This is a genomic window from Chloroflexia bacterium SDU3-3, assembly GCA_009268125.1.
Taxonomy (GTDB): Bacteria; Chloroflexota; Chloroflexia; order Chloroflexales; family Roseiflexaceae; genus SDU3-3.
The window spans coordinates 675126-691810 of the sequence record WBOU01000001.1 but is presented as its reverse complement, the minus strand read 5'-3'; the positions used below and the strand labels follow the sequence as shown (position 1 = coordinate 691810).

At 65.8% G+C, this 16685-nt stretch carries 12 protein-coding genes; 4 read left to right on the top strand and 8 right to left on the bottom strand.

Annotation, left to right across the window (positions count from 1 at the left end; all coding sequences use genetic code 11):
* Nucleotides 1-5 precede the first annotated feature (5 nt).
* The 7 genes from pulA to F8S13_02825 form a co-directional block, all read right to left on the bottom strand.
* Nucleotides 6-2654, bottom strand: a complete 2649-nt coding sequence (gene pulA / locus F8S13_02855) for a pullulanase-type alpha-1,6-glucosidase (protein ID KAB8146035.1) — start codon at nt 2652-2654, stop codon at nt 6-8.
* 178 nt (nt 2655-2832) lie between these two features.
* Nucleotides 2833-4104 (bottom strand): 2-oxoglutarate dehydrogenase complex dihydrolipoyllysine-residue succinyltransferase, encoded by a 1272-nt coding sequence (odhB, locus tag F8S13_02850; protein ID KAB8146034.1) that lies wholly within the window; start codon nt 4102-4104, stop codon nt 2833-2835.
* A 111-nt stretch (nt 4105-4215) separates the two neighbouring features.
* Nucleotides 4216-7086, bottom strand: coding sequence for a 2-oxoglutarate dehydrogenase E1 component (locus F8S13_02845; protein KAB8146033.1), 2871 nt, complete (start codon nt 7084-7086; stop codon nt 4216-4218).
* Between the two features lie 220 nt (nt 7087-7306).
* A complete protein-coding gene (locus F8S13_02840; protein ID KAB8146032.1) occupies nt 7307-7666 on the bottom strand; it encodes a helix-turn-helix transcriptional regulator in 360 nt (119 codons plus the stop codon).
* Nucleotides 7667-7723: 57 nt separating this feature from the next.
* Entirely contained in the window at nt 7724-8518 is a 795-nt protein-coding gene (locus F8S13_02835; GenBank protein ID KAB8146031.1) for an ABC transporter permease, read from the bottom strand.
* A 20-nt stretch (nt 8519-8538) separates the two neighbouring features.
* The gene (locus tag F8S13_02830; GenBank protein ID KAB8146030.1) at nt 8539-9357 is read right to left on the bottom strand and encodes an ABC transporter permease; all 819 of its coding nucleotides are present in this window, start codon (nt 9355-9357) and stop codon (nt 8539-8541) included.
* Nucleotides 9358-9369: 12 nt separating this feature from the next.
* Complete coding sequence (locus F8S13_02825; GenBank protein KAB8146029.1) at nt 9370-10158, bottom strand: ABC transporter permease; 789 nt, start codon at nt 10156-10158, stop codon at nt 9370-9372.
* Nucleotides 10159-10466: 308 nt separating this feature from the next.
* Here F8S13_02825 and F8S13_02820 point away from each other — a divergent pair, with 308 nt between their 5' ends.
* The 4 genes from F8S13_02820 (at nt 10467) to F8S13_02805 (ending at nt 14055) form a co-directional block, all read left to right on the top strand.
* Entirely contained in the window at nt 10467-12125 is a 1659-nt protein-coding gene (locus F8S13_02820) for a hypothetical protein (GenBank protein KAB8146028.1), read from the top strand.
* A 104-nt stretch (nt 12126-12229) separates the two neighbouring features.
* Nucleotides 12230-12991, top strand: a complete 762-nt coding sequence (locus F8S13_02815; GenBank protein ID KAB8146027.1) for a nucleoside phosphorylase — start codon at nt 12230-12232, stop codon at nt 12989-12991.
* Nucleotides 12992-13083: 92 nt separating this feature from the next.
* On the top strand, nt 13084-13824 hold the full coding sequence (locus F8S13_02810; GenBank protein KAB8146026.1) for a metallophosphoesterase family protein: 741 nt from the start codon (nt 13084-13086) through the stop codon (nt 13822-13824).
* A 39-nt stretch (nt 13825-13863) separates the two neighbouring features.
* Nucleotides 13864-14055, top strand: a complete 192-nt coding sequence (locus F8S13_02805; GenBank protein ID KAB8146025.1) for a hypothetical protein — start codon at nt 13864-13866, stop codon at nt 14053-14055.
* Between the two features lie 80 nt (nt 14056-14135).
* Here the strand turns inward: F8S13_02805 and F8S13_02800 are convergent, their stop codons facing one another.
* The gene (locus F8S13_02800) at nt 14136-16010 is read right to left on the bottom strand and encodes a hypothetical protein (GenBank protein ID KAB8146024.1); all 1875 of its coding nucleotides are present in this window, start codon (nt 16008-16010) and stop codon (nt 14136-14138) included.
* Nucleotides 16011-16685: the final 675 nt, after the last annotated feature.

The window sequence follows — 16685 nt, the reverse complement described above, 5'->3', positions numbered from 1 at the left end:
CCGTGCTAGCGCTCTACCACCAGCACAGCGGCGCTGCGCCCAGGGATGTGCTCGACCACGCCCTGCTGGGCGATGGCGCGCAGGCGCAGATCGACCGACCCACGCTGGATGGGGTGGGGTCGCAGCGCGCCGCGCTGCGGCGTACTGGGCGGTAGCGGTAGCGCCCCCGGCGCGGCGTTGATCGCCACGACCACCAGCGCGAACCGTGGGTCGAGCGGCGCGTCGGCGCTGTCCAAAATCGACATAACGATTAGCCCTGGCATCTCGGGGCAGGGGTGGAAGCGCACCATGCGCAGGATGTGCGCGGTGTCGGGCAGGCGCAGCAGGGGCGTGGAGGCCCGGATGCGCAGCAGCTCGCGGGCGAAGCCGACGGTGAAGGCGATGTGCTCGGGCGCGGGGCGCAGCGCAGGGTCGGCCAGCAGCCGCTGCTGCAGGATGAGGTCGCCGGGGTGCTCCACCGGCGGGATGCCGCCGCCCCAGCCGTTGGTGGTGTAGGTGAAGTCGAGCCGGTTGAACCAGTCGCCCGAGCTGTAGCTGTTGCGGTCGAGCGATTTCGAGCGCAGCATGTCCTGCCCGGCGTGCAGGAAGGGCACACCCTGGCTGAGCAGCACGATGGCGTTGGCCAGATTCTGCATCCGCACGCGCTCATCCATTGGCAGATCGCCGGGGGCCTTGTACTGAATGATGTCGAACAGCGTCTGGTTGTCGTGGGCTTCCACATAGATCACCTGCTCGTGTGGGGCCTGGGTGTAGCCAGCGGGCTGGCCGTTGTAGTCCACATCCGCGCCCAACCGCGTGCTGCCGTCGTGGGTGGCCAGCGGGTAGCGGGCCAGGTTGCCCGCCATGCCCAGGCAGATCCAGTCCTGGTAGCGCAGCAGGCGCTGGCGCTCCTCGTCGCTGCCGCTGTTGTGGCCGTTTGGCGCGGTGTAGAGGCCGGTGGCGAAGCCCTGGGCGCGGATGAGATCGACGCCGCTGTCGAAGGGCCAGCCGCCGCGTACGGCGTCGCGCAGCCGGTCGTTGAAGCTGCCGATGCCGGTGCCGCCCATGTTGTGCTGGCTGGCGTTCAGGCCCAGGCTGTTGCCCGCCACCTCGCCAAAGTCCCAGCCCTCGCCATATAGGTAGATACGCCGCCCATCCACGCCGTCGCGCTCGGGCGTGAGCGCGTCGAGCGCGGCTCGCAGCCGCACCATGTTGGCCTTCATATGGTGGCCCATCAGGTCGAAGCGGAATCCATCCACTTTATACTGCCGCGCCCAGGTCAGCACCGAGTCGATGATTAGCTTCTCCATCATCGCGTGCTCGCTGGCGGTGTTCTGGCAGCAGGTGGACCGTTCCACAAAGCCGTTTTTGTTCAGCCGGTGGTAGTATCCTGGCACGATCCGGTCGAGCACCGACTTGGGGTGCTGTCCGCTGGCATCGGTGTGGTTGTAGACCACGTCCATCACCACGCGCAGCCCGCTCTCGCTGAGCGACTGCACCATCGAGCGGAACTCGTAGATGCGGCGTGGGCCGTCGGGGTCGGTGGCGTAGCTGCCCTCGGGCGTGGTGTAGTGGTAGGGGTCGTAGCCCCAGTTGAAGCCGCTGCGCTCGCGGTGCACCACCACCAGCCGCGCCTGATCTTGGGCGTCGGGCGGCAGCGCGGCCAGGTAGGCCGGGTCTGGCTCGGCGCGCTTGCTGGCGTCTTCCTCGATCGAGGCGATGTCGAACACGGGCAGGAGGTGGATGTGGGTTAGGCCTGCTTCGGCCAGGGCGCGCAGGTGGCGCATGCCAAACGACTCGCCCTCAGTAAAGGCCATGTAGGTGCCGCGGTACTCGGGCCGCACCAGCGGGTCGCACATGCTGAAATCACGCACGTGCAGCTCGTAGATCGTGCTGTCGGTGAAGTTGGCCAGCGGCGGCTTGGCCATGCTATTCCAGCCCTGCGGCTTATGCATCGCATCGGCCAGATCGACGATCTGGCTGCGCCTGCTGTTCATCGAGAGGCTGATCGAATAGGGGTCGGTCACCAGGTTCAGCTCGACCGCGCCCGTGCCGCGCACAAACACGCTCACCTCGTAGAGGTAGTACATGCCCTTCCAGCGCGGCTCGCCTGCGATCTCCCACACGCCGCGATCGCCCCGCCGCATGGGCAGGGTGCTGGCCTCGGTCTCGGGGCGCTGGTCGGCAAACAGGTGCAGCCGCACCAGCTGCGCGGTGGGTGCCCACACCCGCAGGGTCGGCGTCTCGCCCTGCCAGTCGATGCCCAGCGGGCCGTCGTAGGCGTAGCAGTCGTCGAGCACGCCCGCGATCTGCAGCGCGGTGGCCTCGGCCAGGCTGCCGTCGGGCCGATAGGCGGCCACGCACACCTCGCCGCCGAGGATCGCATCCAGCCCCTCGGGTGCGAGGTCGATGTGCAGGGCGGGCAGTTGGGCCAGGTGCGGGAAGCGGGCCTGTGCGGCGGCGGGGGTGGGCTTGGGGGCGAGCGGGGTGGTTGCGCCGCCCACCACACCCTCGGGCGCGAGCGCCAGGCCGCCCGCGCGCGCGTGGTGCAGCACGTAGCGCCATGTCGGCTCGGCGGCGCGCCGCCACAGCAGGGTGTCGCGGGCGACCCAGTAGGCCTGGGCGAATCGCAGGTTGCTCTCAAGGTCTGTCACAGTGTGCTCTTCTTGCGGCAGCGCTGGCGCATGCCGGACATATAGCTTTCAGGAAAGCGGGAAAACGGCTCTGTCGTTATGTTTTTGAAAAGGGCTTTAGCCCGTCCTGATTGTAACTGAAAGGGTTTAGCTCGTCAACATAAAAACGTTCACCGCAGCCGCTGGCCACGGTGAACGTTTGGAAACAGCGCGCGGATACCTAGCCCTCGATCAGCAGCGACTCGGGGTCTTCGACCAGCTCCTTGACGCGCACCAGGAAGCGCACGGCCTCGGAGCCATCGACGATGCGATGGTCGTAGGAGAGCGCCAGGTACATCATGGGGCGCACGACCACCTGGCCATTCACCACCATAGCGCGCTCTTTGATCGCGTGCATGCCCAGGATGCCCACCTGCGGCGCGTTGAGGATGGGGGTCGACATCAGCGAGCCGAAGATGCCGCCGTTGGTGATGGTGAAGGTGCCGCCCTGCAGCTCAGCGATGCCTAGGGTGTTGTCGCGGGCCTTCTTGGCCAGGGCCGAGATCTCCTTCTCCAGCGCGGCGAAGCTCTTGCGGTCGGCATCGCGCACCACCGGCACCACCAGGCCCTCCTCGGCCCCCACGGCGATGCCGATATCGTAGTGCTGCTTGACGATAATGTCATCGCCCTGGATCTCGGCGTTCAGCAGCGGGATGTACTTGAGCGCGCCGACCACGGCTTTGGTGAAGAAGGACATGAAGCCCAGCTTCACGCCGTTGCGCTTCTCGAACTCGGGGTTGCGGCGCTTGCGCAGCTCCATGATCGCGGTCATGTCGGCCTCGTTGAAGGTCGTAAGCATGGCCGCGCTGCGCTGGGCCTCCACTAGGCGGCGCGCGATAGTCTGGCGGCGGCGCGACATGCGGCGGCGCTCCTCCAGCGGGGCCAGGGTGGGCGCAGGCGCGGGTGCGGCGGGCGCAGCAGGCGCGGCAGGCGCGGCGGACACAGCAGGCGCGGGTGCGGCGGGCGCAGCAGGCGCGGGCGCGGTGATCGCCGCCGCGATGTCGCTCTTCATCACCCTGCCGCTGGGGCCGCTGCCGTGCACGCTGGCCAGATCGACATTGTTGGCCTCGGCCACGCGGCGGGCCACCGGCGTGGCCACGGTGGGGCGGCCATTCTCGGCGGCGCTGGGCGTTACCACCGCCTGCTGCGGCTTGGCGATCTCGTCGGCGTCGCCGACGGAGGCGGGCTTGGGCGCGGGCACGCTCACCGTCGCGCCACCAGCGTCGATCACGCCGATCACCTGGCCCACCGCCACATCGGATCCGCTCTGTGCATCGATCCGCCCCAGCACGCCCGCCGACTCGGCGGCCACATCCACATTCACCTTGTCGGTCTCCAGCTCGACGATCGTCTCGCCTGCTGCCACCGGCTCGCCCACCTGTTTATGCCAACGCCCAACTGTCGCCTCGACAATCGACTCACCAAGAGTCGGTACCCGAATTTCAATAGCCATCTTCAGATCTCCGAATCTATGGCACCCTGTGGGTCGCTGGCGGGCCTACCTAGCCAGCGGCCCCAGGGGCCAAACTCTACGCGTGTGTTCTTGGCCGTAGCTGCGAAGGTTCTATCCATCCACCTGCTGGCTGATCGCCACCACCGCAGGCGCGGGCGACTGCTCGGCGTCGAGCGCGGCCTTGATGATCCTGGCCTGCTCGATCGTGTGCTCGGCCAGCGCGCCCTCGGCGGTGGTGGCCGACTCGGCGCGGCCAACGTAGCTGAGCGCCACGCCCTCGGGCAGCAGCTCGCGCAGCCGAGGCTCAATGTAGCGCCACGCGCCCATGTTGCGCGGCTCCTCCTGCAGCCACACGATCTCGTGCAGCGCGGGGTAGCCGCCGATCACCTCGCGCAGCTCCTCCTCGGGGAAGGAGTACAGCTCTTCGACCCTGGCGGTGGCCACGTGGCTGGCCTGCGCGTGGTCGGGCGAGCTGATCAGGTCGATGTAGACCTTGCCGGTGCAGAGCACCAGGCGGGTCACGTCGGGCGCGCGGCGCGGGCCGGTCGGGTCATCGATCACGCGCCTGAAGCCGCCGCTGGTCAGGTCGCTGAGCGACGATGCGGCCTTGGAGTGGCGCAGCAGGCTCTTGGGCGTCATGATGATCAGCGGGCGCGGGTCGCTGGTGAGCACAGCGGCCTGGCGGCGCAGCAGGTGGAAGTACTGCGCGGCGGTGGTGCAGTTGGCCACGCGGATGTTCTCGTCGGCGGCCAGCTGCAGGTAGCGCTCCAGGCGGGCCGAGGAGTGGTCGGGGCCTGCGCCCTCGTAGCCGTGCGGCAGCAGCAGCACCAGGTTTGGCATCTGGCCCCACTTCACGCGGCCACCAGCGATAAACTGATCGATGATCACCTGCGCGCCGTTGGCGAAGTCGCCGTACTGGGCCTCCCAGATCACCAGCGTGTTCGGCGCGTGCGACGAGTAGCCGTACTCGAAGCCCAGCACCGAGGTCTCGGAGAGCGGGCTGTTGAACACGCTGAACGAGGCCTTGGCCTGCGGCAGCACCTGCAGCACGTTGTACTCGTTGCCGGTGGGCGCATCGTGCAGCACCAGGTGGCGATGGCTAAACGTGCCGCGCTCGCTATCCTGCCCCGAGAGACGGATGGGCACGCCGTCGGCCAGCAGCGAGGCAAAGGCCAGCGCCTCGGCGTGCGCCCAGTCGATCGCGCCATCCTGATCCAGCGCGGTGCGGCGGCGGTCGAGGGTGCGGGCTAAGCGCGGGTTGATGCTCAGGTCGCCTGGGCGGCTGACTAGCGCGGCGTTCAGGGTGCGCAGGGTCTCCTCGGGCACGGCGGTCTGGGTGCGGCGGGTGATGCCGGGCGGCGCGGGCTTGGGCCGCCGATTCTCCCTAGGCGCAGAGTCGGCCTCTTTGCGGGCGATCTGCAGCTTCTCCATGGTCGCCTTCACGATCGCGTCGGCCTCGCCCGCGCCGATCACGCCCTCCTGCTCCAGCTTGGTGGCGTAGATCTGGCGCACCGTCGGGTGGCTATTGATCTGCTCGTAGAGGCGCGGCTGGGTGAATGCTGGCTCGTCGCCCTCGTTGTGGCCCCAGCGGCGGTAGCCCACCAGGTCGATCACAAAATCCTTGCCGAACTTCTCGCGGTAGGCGTGGGCGATGCGGGCGGCGGCGATGCAGGCCTCCACATCATCGGCGTTCACATGGGCGATCGGGATCTCGAAGCCCTTGGCTAGGTCGGATGCGAACAGCGTCGAGCGCGAGTCGCTGGGGTCGGTGGTGAAGCCGATCTGGTTGTTGGTGATGATATGGATGGTGCCGCCGGTGGTGTAGCCCGGCAGGTGCGACATGTTCAGCGTCTCGGCCACCACGCCCTGGCCGGGGAAGGCGGCGTCGCCGTGGATGAGGATGGCCAGCGATGAGCGGGCGTTCTGCTGTGGCGCGCCGGCGTGGTCGCGGCGCTCCTGGGCGGCGCGGGCACGGCCCTGCACCACGGGGTTCACGAACTCCAGGTGGCTGGGGTTCGGCACCAGGGTGATCGGCATCGAGTCGATGCCCGCATCGCGGTAGGCGCGGCGCGCGCCCAGGTGGTACTTCACATCGCCCGCCCAGCCGGTGGTGACATTGCCCGAGGTGGCGGGGGTGTCGTTGCGGCTGGCGGCGTAGAGGAACTCGGCCAGGATGGCGCTGTAGGGCTTGCCCAGCGTGTGGGCCAGCACGTTCAGGCGGCCACGGTGGGCCATGCCGATCACGATCTCCTGCACGCCACTCAGCGCCGCGTTGCGGATGATCGAGTCGAGCATCGGCACCAGCATGTCGCAGCCTTCGAGCGAGAATCGCTTCTGGCCCTGGAAGGTGGTGTGCAGGAAGCGCTCGAAGCTCTCGACCTCGGTGATCCGCTCCAGCAGCTCGCGCTTGTGGCGTGGGCTGAAGCCATACCAGAACTGGCGGCTCTCCACCGCCTCGCGGATCCAGGTGCGGTCGTCATATTTATGGATGTGGTCGGTCTCGTAGCCGATCGAGCCAGAGTAGGCCTGCAGCAGCCGCTCGACGCCATCGCGCGCGCTGTGCGAGCCTTCGACCAGCGGCCCGCGCACGATGCTGGCGGGCAGCGATTCGAGCAGGGCGTCATCCACATCGTGGGTGCTGGGGTCGAGCCCTGGGTCGCCGGGCGGCGTACTGCCCAGCGGGTCGATCTTGGCCTGCAGGTGGCCGCGCTCGCGGATGTAGCGGATGTAGCGAGCCGCGCCGATGGTGCGGGTCACGTCGGGGGTGCTGGGGGCTGGGCTGGCGGCGGGGGCCGCGCCCGCATATGCCTGGGGCGTGTTGCTGCGCGCGCCTGCGCCGATCTCAGCGAGCTCGGCTGGGGTCAGCTGGGCGAAGAAGCTGCGGGTATCGGGGTCGATCGAGTCTGGGTTCTGCTGGTAGCGCTCAAGCAGCTCAAGCACGTAGCCAGCGTTTGGCCCATAGAAAACATCTAGTTTGCTCATAGCCAGTTCCTCACTGTCTCCCTGTGTGCATCATTGCTCAGCCTTTTGGCTATGACTTGGCATACAACCGCCATTGACGTGCTCTGCTGTGTGCCTATGGTCTTGGCCAGAACGTGAGCAGATCTACGTGCATTGTATCACTAAGTTTGTAATCGTGTGACAACATTTGTTACTATATCGCTATGATTCGGGTATGGCCGCATCATAGTGGGGGGAACCCCTAACTATGGCCGAGATGCTCCAGGCTGAGCTGGAACAGCAGCGCCACATGCTCGTCGTCGAGCGCGTAGTAGACCAGCTTGCCATCGCGGCGCGAGCGCACCACCCGCAGGCTGCGCAGCAGCCGCAGCTGGTGCGAGATGGCTGGCTCCTTCATGCCCAGCGCCGCCGCGATGTCGCTCACGCACAGCTCGGCGTGGGTCAGCGCGTGGAGGATGCGCACCCGCGTCGGGTCGGCCATGGCCTTGAAGACGGCGGCCACATCGGATGTGATTGCCGGTGAGAGCTGGTGGTCGCGCACGCGCCGCACCGCCTCGGGGTCGATAAGTATCTCGGTCGCCTCTGCCAGATGTTGGGCCATACACCTTTCCTTCGCATCCGCGCGTTCGTCCGATCAGTATAGCATGTTCGTCCACGCCTACGATCCGGCGGAGGTATATTTGCCCACCCCAAAGCGCCAGAAGGCCAGCGCCGCGCCGAAGAACGCCGCCGCCACCAGCGGCGAGGCCCAGGCCAGCTGGGCCGGAAAGCCGTGCGGGTCGGTCTTGCTCAGCAGGGTCAGCGCCAACGGGTAGTTGATGAAGGCCAGCGGCACCACGAAGGTGAAGATCGCGCGGATCGGGCGGCTGTAGATGCTCAGCGGGTAGCTCAGCATAAAATCGCCGCCGAAGGTGAACACGTTGATTACCTCGGGCGTCTTGATCGTCCAGAAGCAGAAGGTCGCGCCCAGCACGATCAGGCCCATGTAGATGGTGACGCCAGCGCCCTGGCCCAGCAGCAGCAGTGCCGCGTGCCCCACATCCCAGCGGATGGGCGCGTGCAGCAGGCCGTAGGCCAGGGCCAGCCAGCCCTGCACGACGCGGCCCAGGCGGCGCAGCTGGAACTCGGCGGTGAGCACCTGGAAGAAGGTCCCCAGCGGCCTGGTGAGCACCATGTCGAATCTGCCGGTCTGCATCAGCTGCTCGAAAGGGGCATCGAAGCCGCGCCCGATCATCTCGGCGAGGCCAAACGATGAGGACGACATACCATAGAGGATGGCGACCTCGGGCAGGGTCCAGCCGTGGACGCTGTGGAACGCCTGAAACAGCAGCACCACGGCCACAAACTCCAGCCCGGTGGTGAGCGCGAATCCGATCAGCTCGGCCAGGAAGGCCACGGGGTACTGCATCTGCGCCCGCAGCCGCGAGCCGATCAGCCGAAAGTAGAGTGCCATAGTTATTTCGCTTTCATGCCTTACGATCCGGCGGAGGTGTATCTGCCCACCCCAAAGCGCCAGAAGGCCAGCGTCATGCCGAAGAACACCGCCGCCACCAGCGGCGAGGCCCAGGCCAGCTGGGCCGGGAAGCCGTGCGGGTCGGCCTTGCCCAGCAGGGTCAGCGCCAGCGGGTAGTTGATAAAGGCCAGCGGCACCACAAAGGTGAAGATCGCGCGGATCGGGCGGCTGTAGATGCTCAGCGGGTAGCTCAGCAGAACGTTGCCGCCATCGGTGAACATATGCATCACATCGGGCGTCCTGATCGTCCAGAAACAGATCGTCGCGCCGATCACGATCAGGCTCAGGTAGATGGCCACGCCCGAGATCTGGCCGATCGGCAGCAGCAGCACGCGCGCTACATCCCAGCGGATGGGCGCGTGCAGCAGGCCGTAGGCCAGGGCCAGCCAGCCCTGCACGACGCGGCCCAGGCGGCGCAGCTGGAACTCGGTGGCCAGCACCTGGAAGAAGGCCCCCAGCGGCCTGGTGAGCACCATGTCGAAGCGCCCGGTCTGCATCAGCTGCTCGAATGGAGCGTCGAAGCCGCGCCCGATCAGCTCGGCGATGCCCAGCGACGAGGACGATATGCCATAGAGGATAGCGATCTCGGGCAGCGCCCAGCCGTGGACGCTGTGGAAGCTGCGCAGCAGCAGCACTACCGCCATGAACTCTAGCGCGGTGACAGTGCCGAAGCCCACCAGCTCGGCCAGGAAGGCCACAGGGTACTGGGTCTGCGCCCGCAGCCGCGCGCCGATCAGCCGAAGGTAGAGCATCATAGGCACCGTCTCCCTTCCATCCATAGAAAGGGTGCCCTAGCCACCCTGCACCACCACCTTGCGCATCGCCACCCGCGTGAGCAGCATGGCCGCGCCCGTCATCGCCACCGCCCACAGCGCCTGCTGGCCGATCGCCCAGGCCAGTGCCGCCCCGCCGATCTTGCCCTGGAGGATCTGGGCTGGCACGCCCGCCACCGACTCGAAGGGCAGCGCGTGGGCCAGCGCCGCCAGCCAGGGCGGGAAGAAGGCGATGGGTACCAGGAAGCCCGAGAAGAACGCCTGGAGCGAGTTGGCGATCAGCTGGATGCCGGCGATCTCCAGCGTCCAGAAGGCCACAAGGTTGATCATGAAGCCGTAGGCGAAGGTGATCACCAGCGCCAGCAGCGCCGAGAGCAGGAAGGCCAGCGCATCCTGCGGCCTGGGCACCAGCGCGCCGAAGTAGAGGACGCCCAGCAGGTAGGTGATCGAGCCACGCACCAGGAAGTTGAACAGCCGCTCGCCCGCCGTGCGGCTCATCCAGTAGCCATAGAAGCTCCACGGCCTGCTCATGTCGGTCACCACGTCGCCGCTGCGGATAGTGCCGGCCATCTCGGTGGAGATCCAGCCAGCGCCGAGCGAGATCATGGCTTGGGTGGTCCAGTTGTAGGTGATCGCCTGGGCCAGCGAGAACCCGGCCACGGTGCCGCCCGCCTGGAACAGGGCGATGTACATGAGCGACTGGATGGCGGCGAAGAATGAGTTGGTTAGGATCCCTGCGATGAACGCGGTGCGGTACTGGGTGGCTCGGCGGAACGAGCGGATGGCGATCTCAACATACACACGCATGGGCACCTCCTTGGCTGGAAACAGCGGGCCGCAACGCCGAAAGGCACCTGGGCCACCCACATGGGGTGTGCCGAGGCGCGTCTGCGGGCGCTATCATAGGCGCTGGGGCACTCAGGCGCATCGGGCTGCGGATGGAGTTTTGCGCCCTGGCTGTTTTTGCGAAAGATAGGGCCGATACGCTACCGATATTGCAAATAAAGATCGACACCCTGCATGTTTGATAGAGATCAAAAGACGATGTCCGATGCGGCGGAATCGCTATGATATACTGAAACCTCGTATATCCTGACATGGAGTGGAGATAGAGCATGATCACTATCGATTCCGTACGCTTTGATCTTCGCGGTTGGGATGTCCAGCATGTCTCCGCAGCGCGCAAGATCTGGACGAACGACGATGGGGATATGATCATCCAAGATTTTATCGAGGCCCCGCCCGAATACCCCTACTCGCTGGATAATGCTATGGGCCTGCGCCGATACATGCGCGCTCTGTTCGGGCACGATCTCGATATCGTCAGATTCGATATCATCCCGCTGGAGCGCACTAGGGCCATTCGCATGCTGCTGTGTGGGCCGAATAAAGACATGCCCGGCAACTACTATGGCGGCGGCCTGTTCATGCCCTTCCGCGATTGCGAGTATGTCGTGCACGTGATCTGCCGCGAGGGGCAGCTGACTGGCCTGCGCGAGGCGGTGGCGCTCGATACGGTGCTGGCCGAGCACCAGGGTGCGCCGCTGCCCGACCTGATGGAGCAGGCCCGCCGCCTCGCCTACGATGAGCGCTACGACGAGCAGTTCCCCGACCACGCGCTCTCGCGCTGGCGGCGGCATCTGCGCGCTATCGAGCAGAGCCTGGCGCTCGACGCCGAGGCGCGGCAGCTTGCGCCCTTCACCGCCGAGCGCGAGCTGCGCAAGCGCCACGATCAGCCCTTCGAGCGGTCGCCGCTCACCCGGATCGGCTACTGGCTGATGGTGGCGGCCTCGTGCCTCTGCGTGCTGGCTTCGCTGTTCTCCTGGGCCACGCTTGGCGGGCGCACCATGGGCATCCCCGCCCTGGTGCTTCAGGGCGCGCCGATCTGGCTGCTGGCCATCCCTCTGCTCTCGGTCGCGATCTTGCTGCTGCTGGGCTTGTGCAACCGGCTGGATCGCTACTGGATTATTCTGAGCTGCTCGCTGCCCTTGATCGGCCTGAGCATCCTGGGCGCACAGGTGCTGGGCGGGAACACGCTCAGCGGCCCGGGGGTGTATGCTCTTTTTTTCTCGATTGTGATGCATGGCATCCTGGGGCTGTGCATGGCGCTGGCCGCGCCGATCCCCGTGCTGTCGTTGTTTGCGAACTTTAACGCGCTGGGCGCGGCCTCGGTCTTTCGCCAGCTGCACGTGCTTGCGCAGCGGCGGCAGTGGACATATATCGACCCTATCGCGCTGCCGCCGTGTGTGCGGGTCGATGGCGAGTGGGGCGAGCGCCCGATCAAGATAATGGCGGGCCGTGGGCTGCTGCAAGCGCCGAGCCAGCCCAATAGCATTTCTATCGAGCTGGTGTGGCGCGCGCCGCTCGCGCCACTTTTCGTTGGGAACGGCATCTCGGAGCATAAGCCGAGCCGCGCTGAGGCCGATCTGGCCCAGCGGATCGCATGCCGTGTCCGATTTGGCTTCCCCAAGCCGATCTTTGTCTGGCCGAGCGATGGCACCACGTGCTCGGATGCCGCGCTTGAGGCGCTGCGCGATGTGGTCGAGTCGCAGCGCCAGTTTTTGCGCCTGCACAGCGGGGTCATTATCCAAGGCTCGAAACTCACCTATCTGCATGAGGCAGATCTGATGCATTTTGATGCGCAGTCGGTGCAGGATGTGCTGGCCTGGCTCTGCCAGATCGCAAAGACTATGGAGCACCATGGCCTTATGGGCAGCTCAACGCGTGCGGCCTACCCTAACGAAAACATCACGCCCTCGCAGGAACCCGGATGATAGACTGGCCGCGCTTTCTCATCGCCTAGCCCGATGCGCCGCGCGAGTGTGCCGTGCTACACTAGCCGCCGTTCCATTCTGACATAATTGACAGAGGCACGCCAATGACCTACCCGATCCTTGAGTTCGACCCCTCCCGCGAGGCCTATATCGACCCCGTGCGGACGCTGCAGCGGCTGGATGTGCCCGAGCACTGTGTGATCTGCTTTTTTCGCGAGGTGCTGGATGCGATTGTGGCCACCCACCCTGTGCGGCTGCTGGCCGAGCACCCCTGGGAAGATAGCGTGCACCGCTTCTACGAGCTAGAGCACCAGGGGCGGCGGCTGGCCTTCTTCCACCCCGGCGTGGGTGCGCCCATGAGCGCGGGCCTGCTGGAGGAGGCGATCGCGCTGGGCTGCGGCAAGTTCATCGCGTGCGGCGGGGCGGGCGTGCTGAACAAGGGCATGGCCGTGGGCCACCTGGTGGTGGTCTCCGCCGCCGTGCGCGACGAGGGTCTCTCGTACCACTACCTCGCGCCCTCGCGCGAGGTGCAGGCCCAGCCCGAGGGCGTGCGCGCGCTGACCGCGACGCTGGAGGGGCGCGGCCTGCCCTATGTGGTGGGCAAGACCTGGACGACCGACGCGCCCTACCGCGAGACCTTTGGCAAGGTGGCCCGCCGTCGCGACGAGGACGGCTGCCTGACGGTGGAGATGGAGAGCGCCTCGCTGATGGCGGTGGCGCAGTTCCGGGGCGTCGCGTTCGGCCAGGTGCTCTACGGCGGCGACGACCTGAGCGGCGAGGCCTGGGACAACCGCGCGTGGCAGTCGCGCCGCGAGGTGCGCGAGCAGCTGTTCTGGCTGGCCGCCGACGCGTGCCTAGCGATGTGAGCGTGGTTTGGCCTGGGTGTAGTGTTGTTTACTGCGAGAATCAGGCTGGTGCGCTGCCGCTCAGCGGCAGCGCACGTGGGGGGAAACACAGGTTGGATCGTATTGCTATCATCTCCGACATCCACGGCAATATCACCGCGCTAGAGGCGGTGCTCAAAGACATTCGGCAGCGCAAGATCGAGCGGATTTTCTGCCTGGGCGATCTGGTCGGCAAAGGCCCGCGCTCGGATCAGGCGGTCGACATGTGCCGCGAGGTCTGCGAGGTGATCGTTCGGGGCAACTGGGATGACTTTCTCCTCGCCGAGACCGACATTCCGACCCTGAAGTGGCATCGCCAGCAGCTTGGTGCGGAGCGCCTGGCCTACCTGGCCACGCTGCCAAACACCATCGAGTTCGCAATGAGCGGGAAACTGGTGCGCCTCTTCCACGCATCCCAGGAGGGGGTCTACCACCGCGTTCATATGAATGACACCGATGAGAGACACGCAGCCATGTTCGACAGCACGACCTTCACGGGCCACGCGATGCAGCCCGATGTGGTGGGCTACGGCGATATCCATAGCGCCTATATGAAGACGTTCCAGAATCGCATCTTATTTAATGTCGGCAGCGTGGGCAACCCGCTGGATATGCTGCAGGCTTCCTATGCCATACTGGAGGGTGCCTATGCCAGCAGCGCCGCCGACACCTTTGCGATCCAGTTTATCCGCGTTCCCTACGATATCGAGGGGGAGATCGCCCAGGCTGAGGCCATGCACATGCCCGAGTGCGAGGCGTACGCCATCGAGCTGCGCACCGGGCGCTATCGCGGCGCGCCAGCGGCCACGGCCTAGGGCGGGGCGAGCGAGGCCGATAGGCCAGGCGGCTCGCATATGCTGGAGCGCCCGCTCGCAGCGGCGACCTATATTGGCCCCGGCAAGGTGCGCGAGCTGTCCGCGCTGGTGCAGGATCTTCGCGCCGACGCGGTGGTGTTTGCCAACCCGCTGCGCGGCGGGCAGCGCGCCAGGCTGGAGTCCGCGCTGGGCGTGCCGGTGGTGATCTGGTATGGGGCGGAGCTGCGCTGAGATTGGTTAGGGGCTGCGCTGATGGAGCAAGAAACTGCCAGCCGCGCCGCTGCATAGGGCGGCGCGGCCTGCGGGCAAGCTCAGCGCGTTATCAGCGGCAGGTAGCTGGTGAACGAGGGGATGCTGTCGTTATCGCCGATCTGGAGCGTGGCGCTGCCCTGAGCGCCGATCTTGGCGTTGGACAAGCTCGTCACCATCAGCTTGATGGTCTCGGCTGGCTCGATGTCATCATCGTCGATCAGGCCGATGCTCACGGTTTGGCTGCTTTCCCCGCTGCCAAAGCTGATGGTCATGGGGAAATCGGCACCGCTGTAGTCCGCGCCGCTGGTGGCCGTCCCGCCGCCGATGCTGACCCACACCTGCGAGGCGGCTGCCAGCGAGCCGCTGCGCGTGAGGGTGATCACATGGCTTGTGCCATCGCCCTCGGCTGCGCTGAACGTGGCTTGGCTGAACTGCACGGTGGGCACGGAAGGGTCGAGCGGCGCTTCGAATGCGCCAATGTCGCAGATGGCTCCCGGCGTGGTATCGCCATCGATGGGCCGCGCCACCCCGCGCTGGTCGCGGTTGGCCGCGCCTGGCTCGGCGGCGCAGTACGCGGCGTCGCCCGCGTCGATGGCGGGCGAGCCGACCAGCAGCGCGTGGGTCTTGGTTGGGCCACCGTTGTCGGCGAGCGGGCCGAGCATGGGGTCAACAGGGGTCGCGGTGCCGCAGGAGCCGTCCTGCACCAGATTCGCCTGGTTGGTGGAGATGCTGCCCGCGCCAATGTTCGCGCAGTTGCCGTTCGTCGAGCTGGCGATGATCGTATTGACCATGCTAAGCGTGCCCTGGTTGGCCAGCCCGCCGATGCCGCCGACATTTGGCGACTGGTTGCCCGCCATGGTCACGCTGCTCAGGCTCACGCTGCCCCCCGCCGCGCTCTGGATGCCCCCGCCGTACCCCGCCGCATTGCCCGAGATGGTGCTGTTGACGACGGTGGTGGTTGCGCCGGGTCGGCTCAAGATCGCCCCGCCGTAGGAGCTAACACCGGCCTGGTTGCCGGAGAGCGTGCTGCCCGATATATAAAGCGTGCGGTTATCGCGCAGATAGATGCCCCCGCCATCGCCAGCCGCGCTGTTGTCGGCGATGGTGCTGTCGGCGATGCTGGCGTTCCATGTATGCAGCCCGCCGCCGCTGCTGGCCAATGTTTGATTCCCAACGACCGCGCTGCCGCGTAGCGTGACGCTGCCGTAGATGCCGCCGCCCTGCGCGCCGGTGGCGGTGTTGCCCGAGATGCTGCTGTCGGCGATCGTCAGCTTGGGCGAGGCGTCGTTGTAGATGCCGCCGCCCGCGCCCAGCGCCATGTTATCGGCGATGGTGCTGCGGGTGATTGCGATGGTGTCTGCATTGCCAGGCCCGATCCAGATGCCGCCGCCGTCGCTAAACGCCACCGTGTTATCGGCGATCGTGCTGTCGGTGATGCTCAGCGCCCCCGCGTACGAGGCGATGCCGCCGCCCTGCTGATCGGACTGGTTGTGCGAGACGGTGCTGTTGATCAGTGTGAGCGGCCCGGTGGAGGCGATCCCGCCGCCTTTGTCGGCAGACGAGGTATTCTCCGACACGGTGCAATCTACCAGGGTCAGCGCGCCGCTGTTGGAGATGCCGCCGCCCGCCGCCGCGATATTGCCCTTGGCGATGGCCAGCCCCTTCAGCGTTACGGTGGCGCTGTCGATGACCAGCACACGGATGTCGCCGTCGCCATTGTTATCGGTGTCGCCGCTGATTGTGATCTTCGCAGCCAGCGCTGAGCCGTCGATCGTCAGGTCTTTGTTGATGGTTAGGCTGTCAGTCAGGTTTTGCAGCCGGATGGTTGCGCCTGAGAGGCTGGGGTCGAAGATAATGGTATCGCCCGCCGCCGCATCGGCGATCGCCTGGCGCAGCGAGCCAACCCCGCTGTCGTTGGTGTTGAGCACGGTCAATGTGCTAGCGGCATGTGCGGGCGTGCTGATGCAGCCCAGAGGCATTGCGATGAGCAGGAATAATGCGGCGCAGTTAAAGATAGAAGCGATGGGATGCCTCATGGGTTTCCTTTTGCTGTGAGTGGCATACATGCCAGCCTTTGCGCTTGTGGGCATACCAGCATAAACGGCAAATAGGGGGTGATTCATCGCGCCGCTGCCGGGTAGGGCTAGGGCCTATGCGTTCCGCTTGATGCCGCTTCGTAGGTTGGTAGCTTGGTCATGAATCCGTTTTCCTTCATGTTTTTGCGCCTTCATAGGAGTTGTTCTCTTTTCTTCCCAAGGCGCTTTCGAGTCTTGGTGGTAGAACGTTCTGGTGAACGCGAATGCATAGGCCCCGATCATAGCGCAGGCCTTTGCGCCTTCGCGTGTTGTTCTGTATGCTGAAATGACGCGCTATGAGAGCCTGACCACAATGCTATCTGCCATCTTAGAGTGCTATGAAACAGGTGCCTATACTATCAAAAATGGCGATGTTGTAGTGGATGAGGAAAATCTGGCTGCGATCAAGGCTAAATGGAATCCACGCCGCTTGAATGGTGACGGGACAACGTTACATGATCATCCATGATGCTTCTATCACATATAAATGAAATCCTATGGTTCCAACAAGCCCATAGCTGTTTTCAGTCTTCT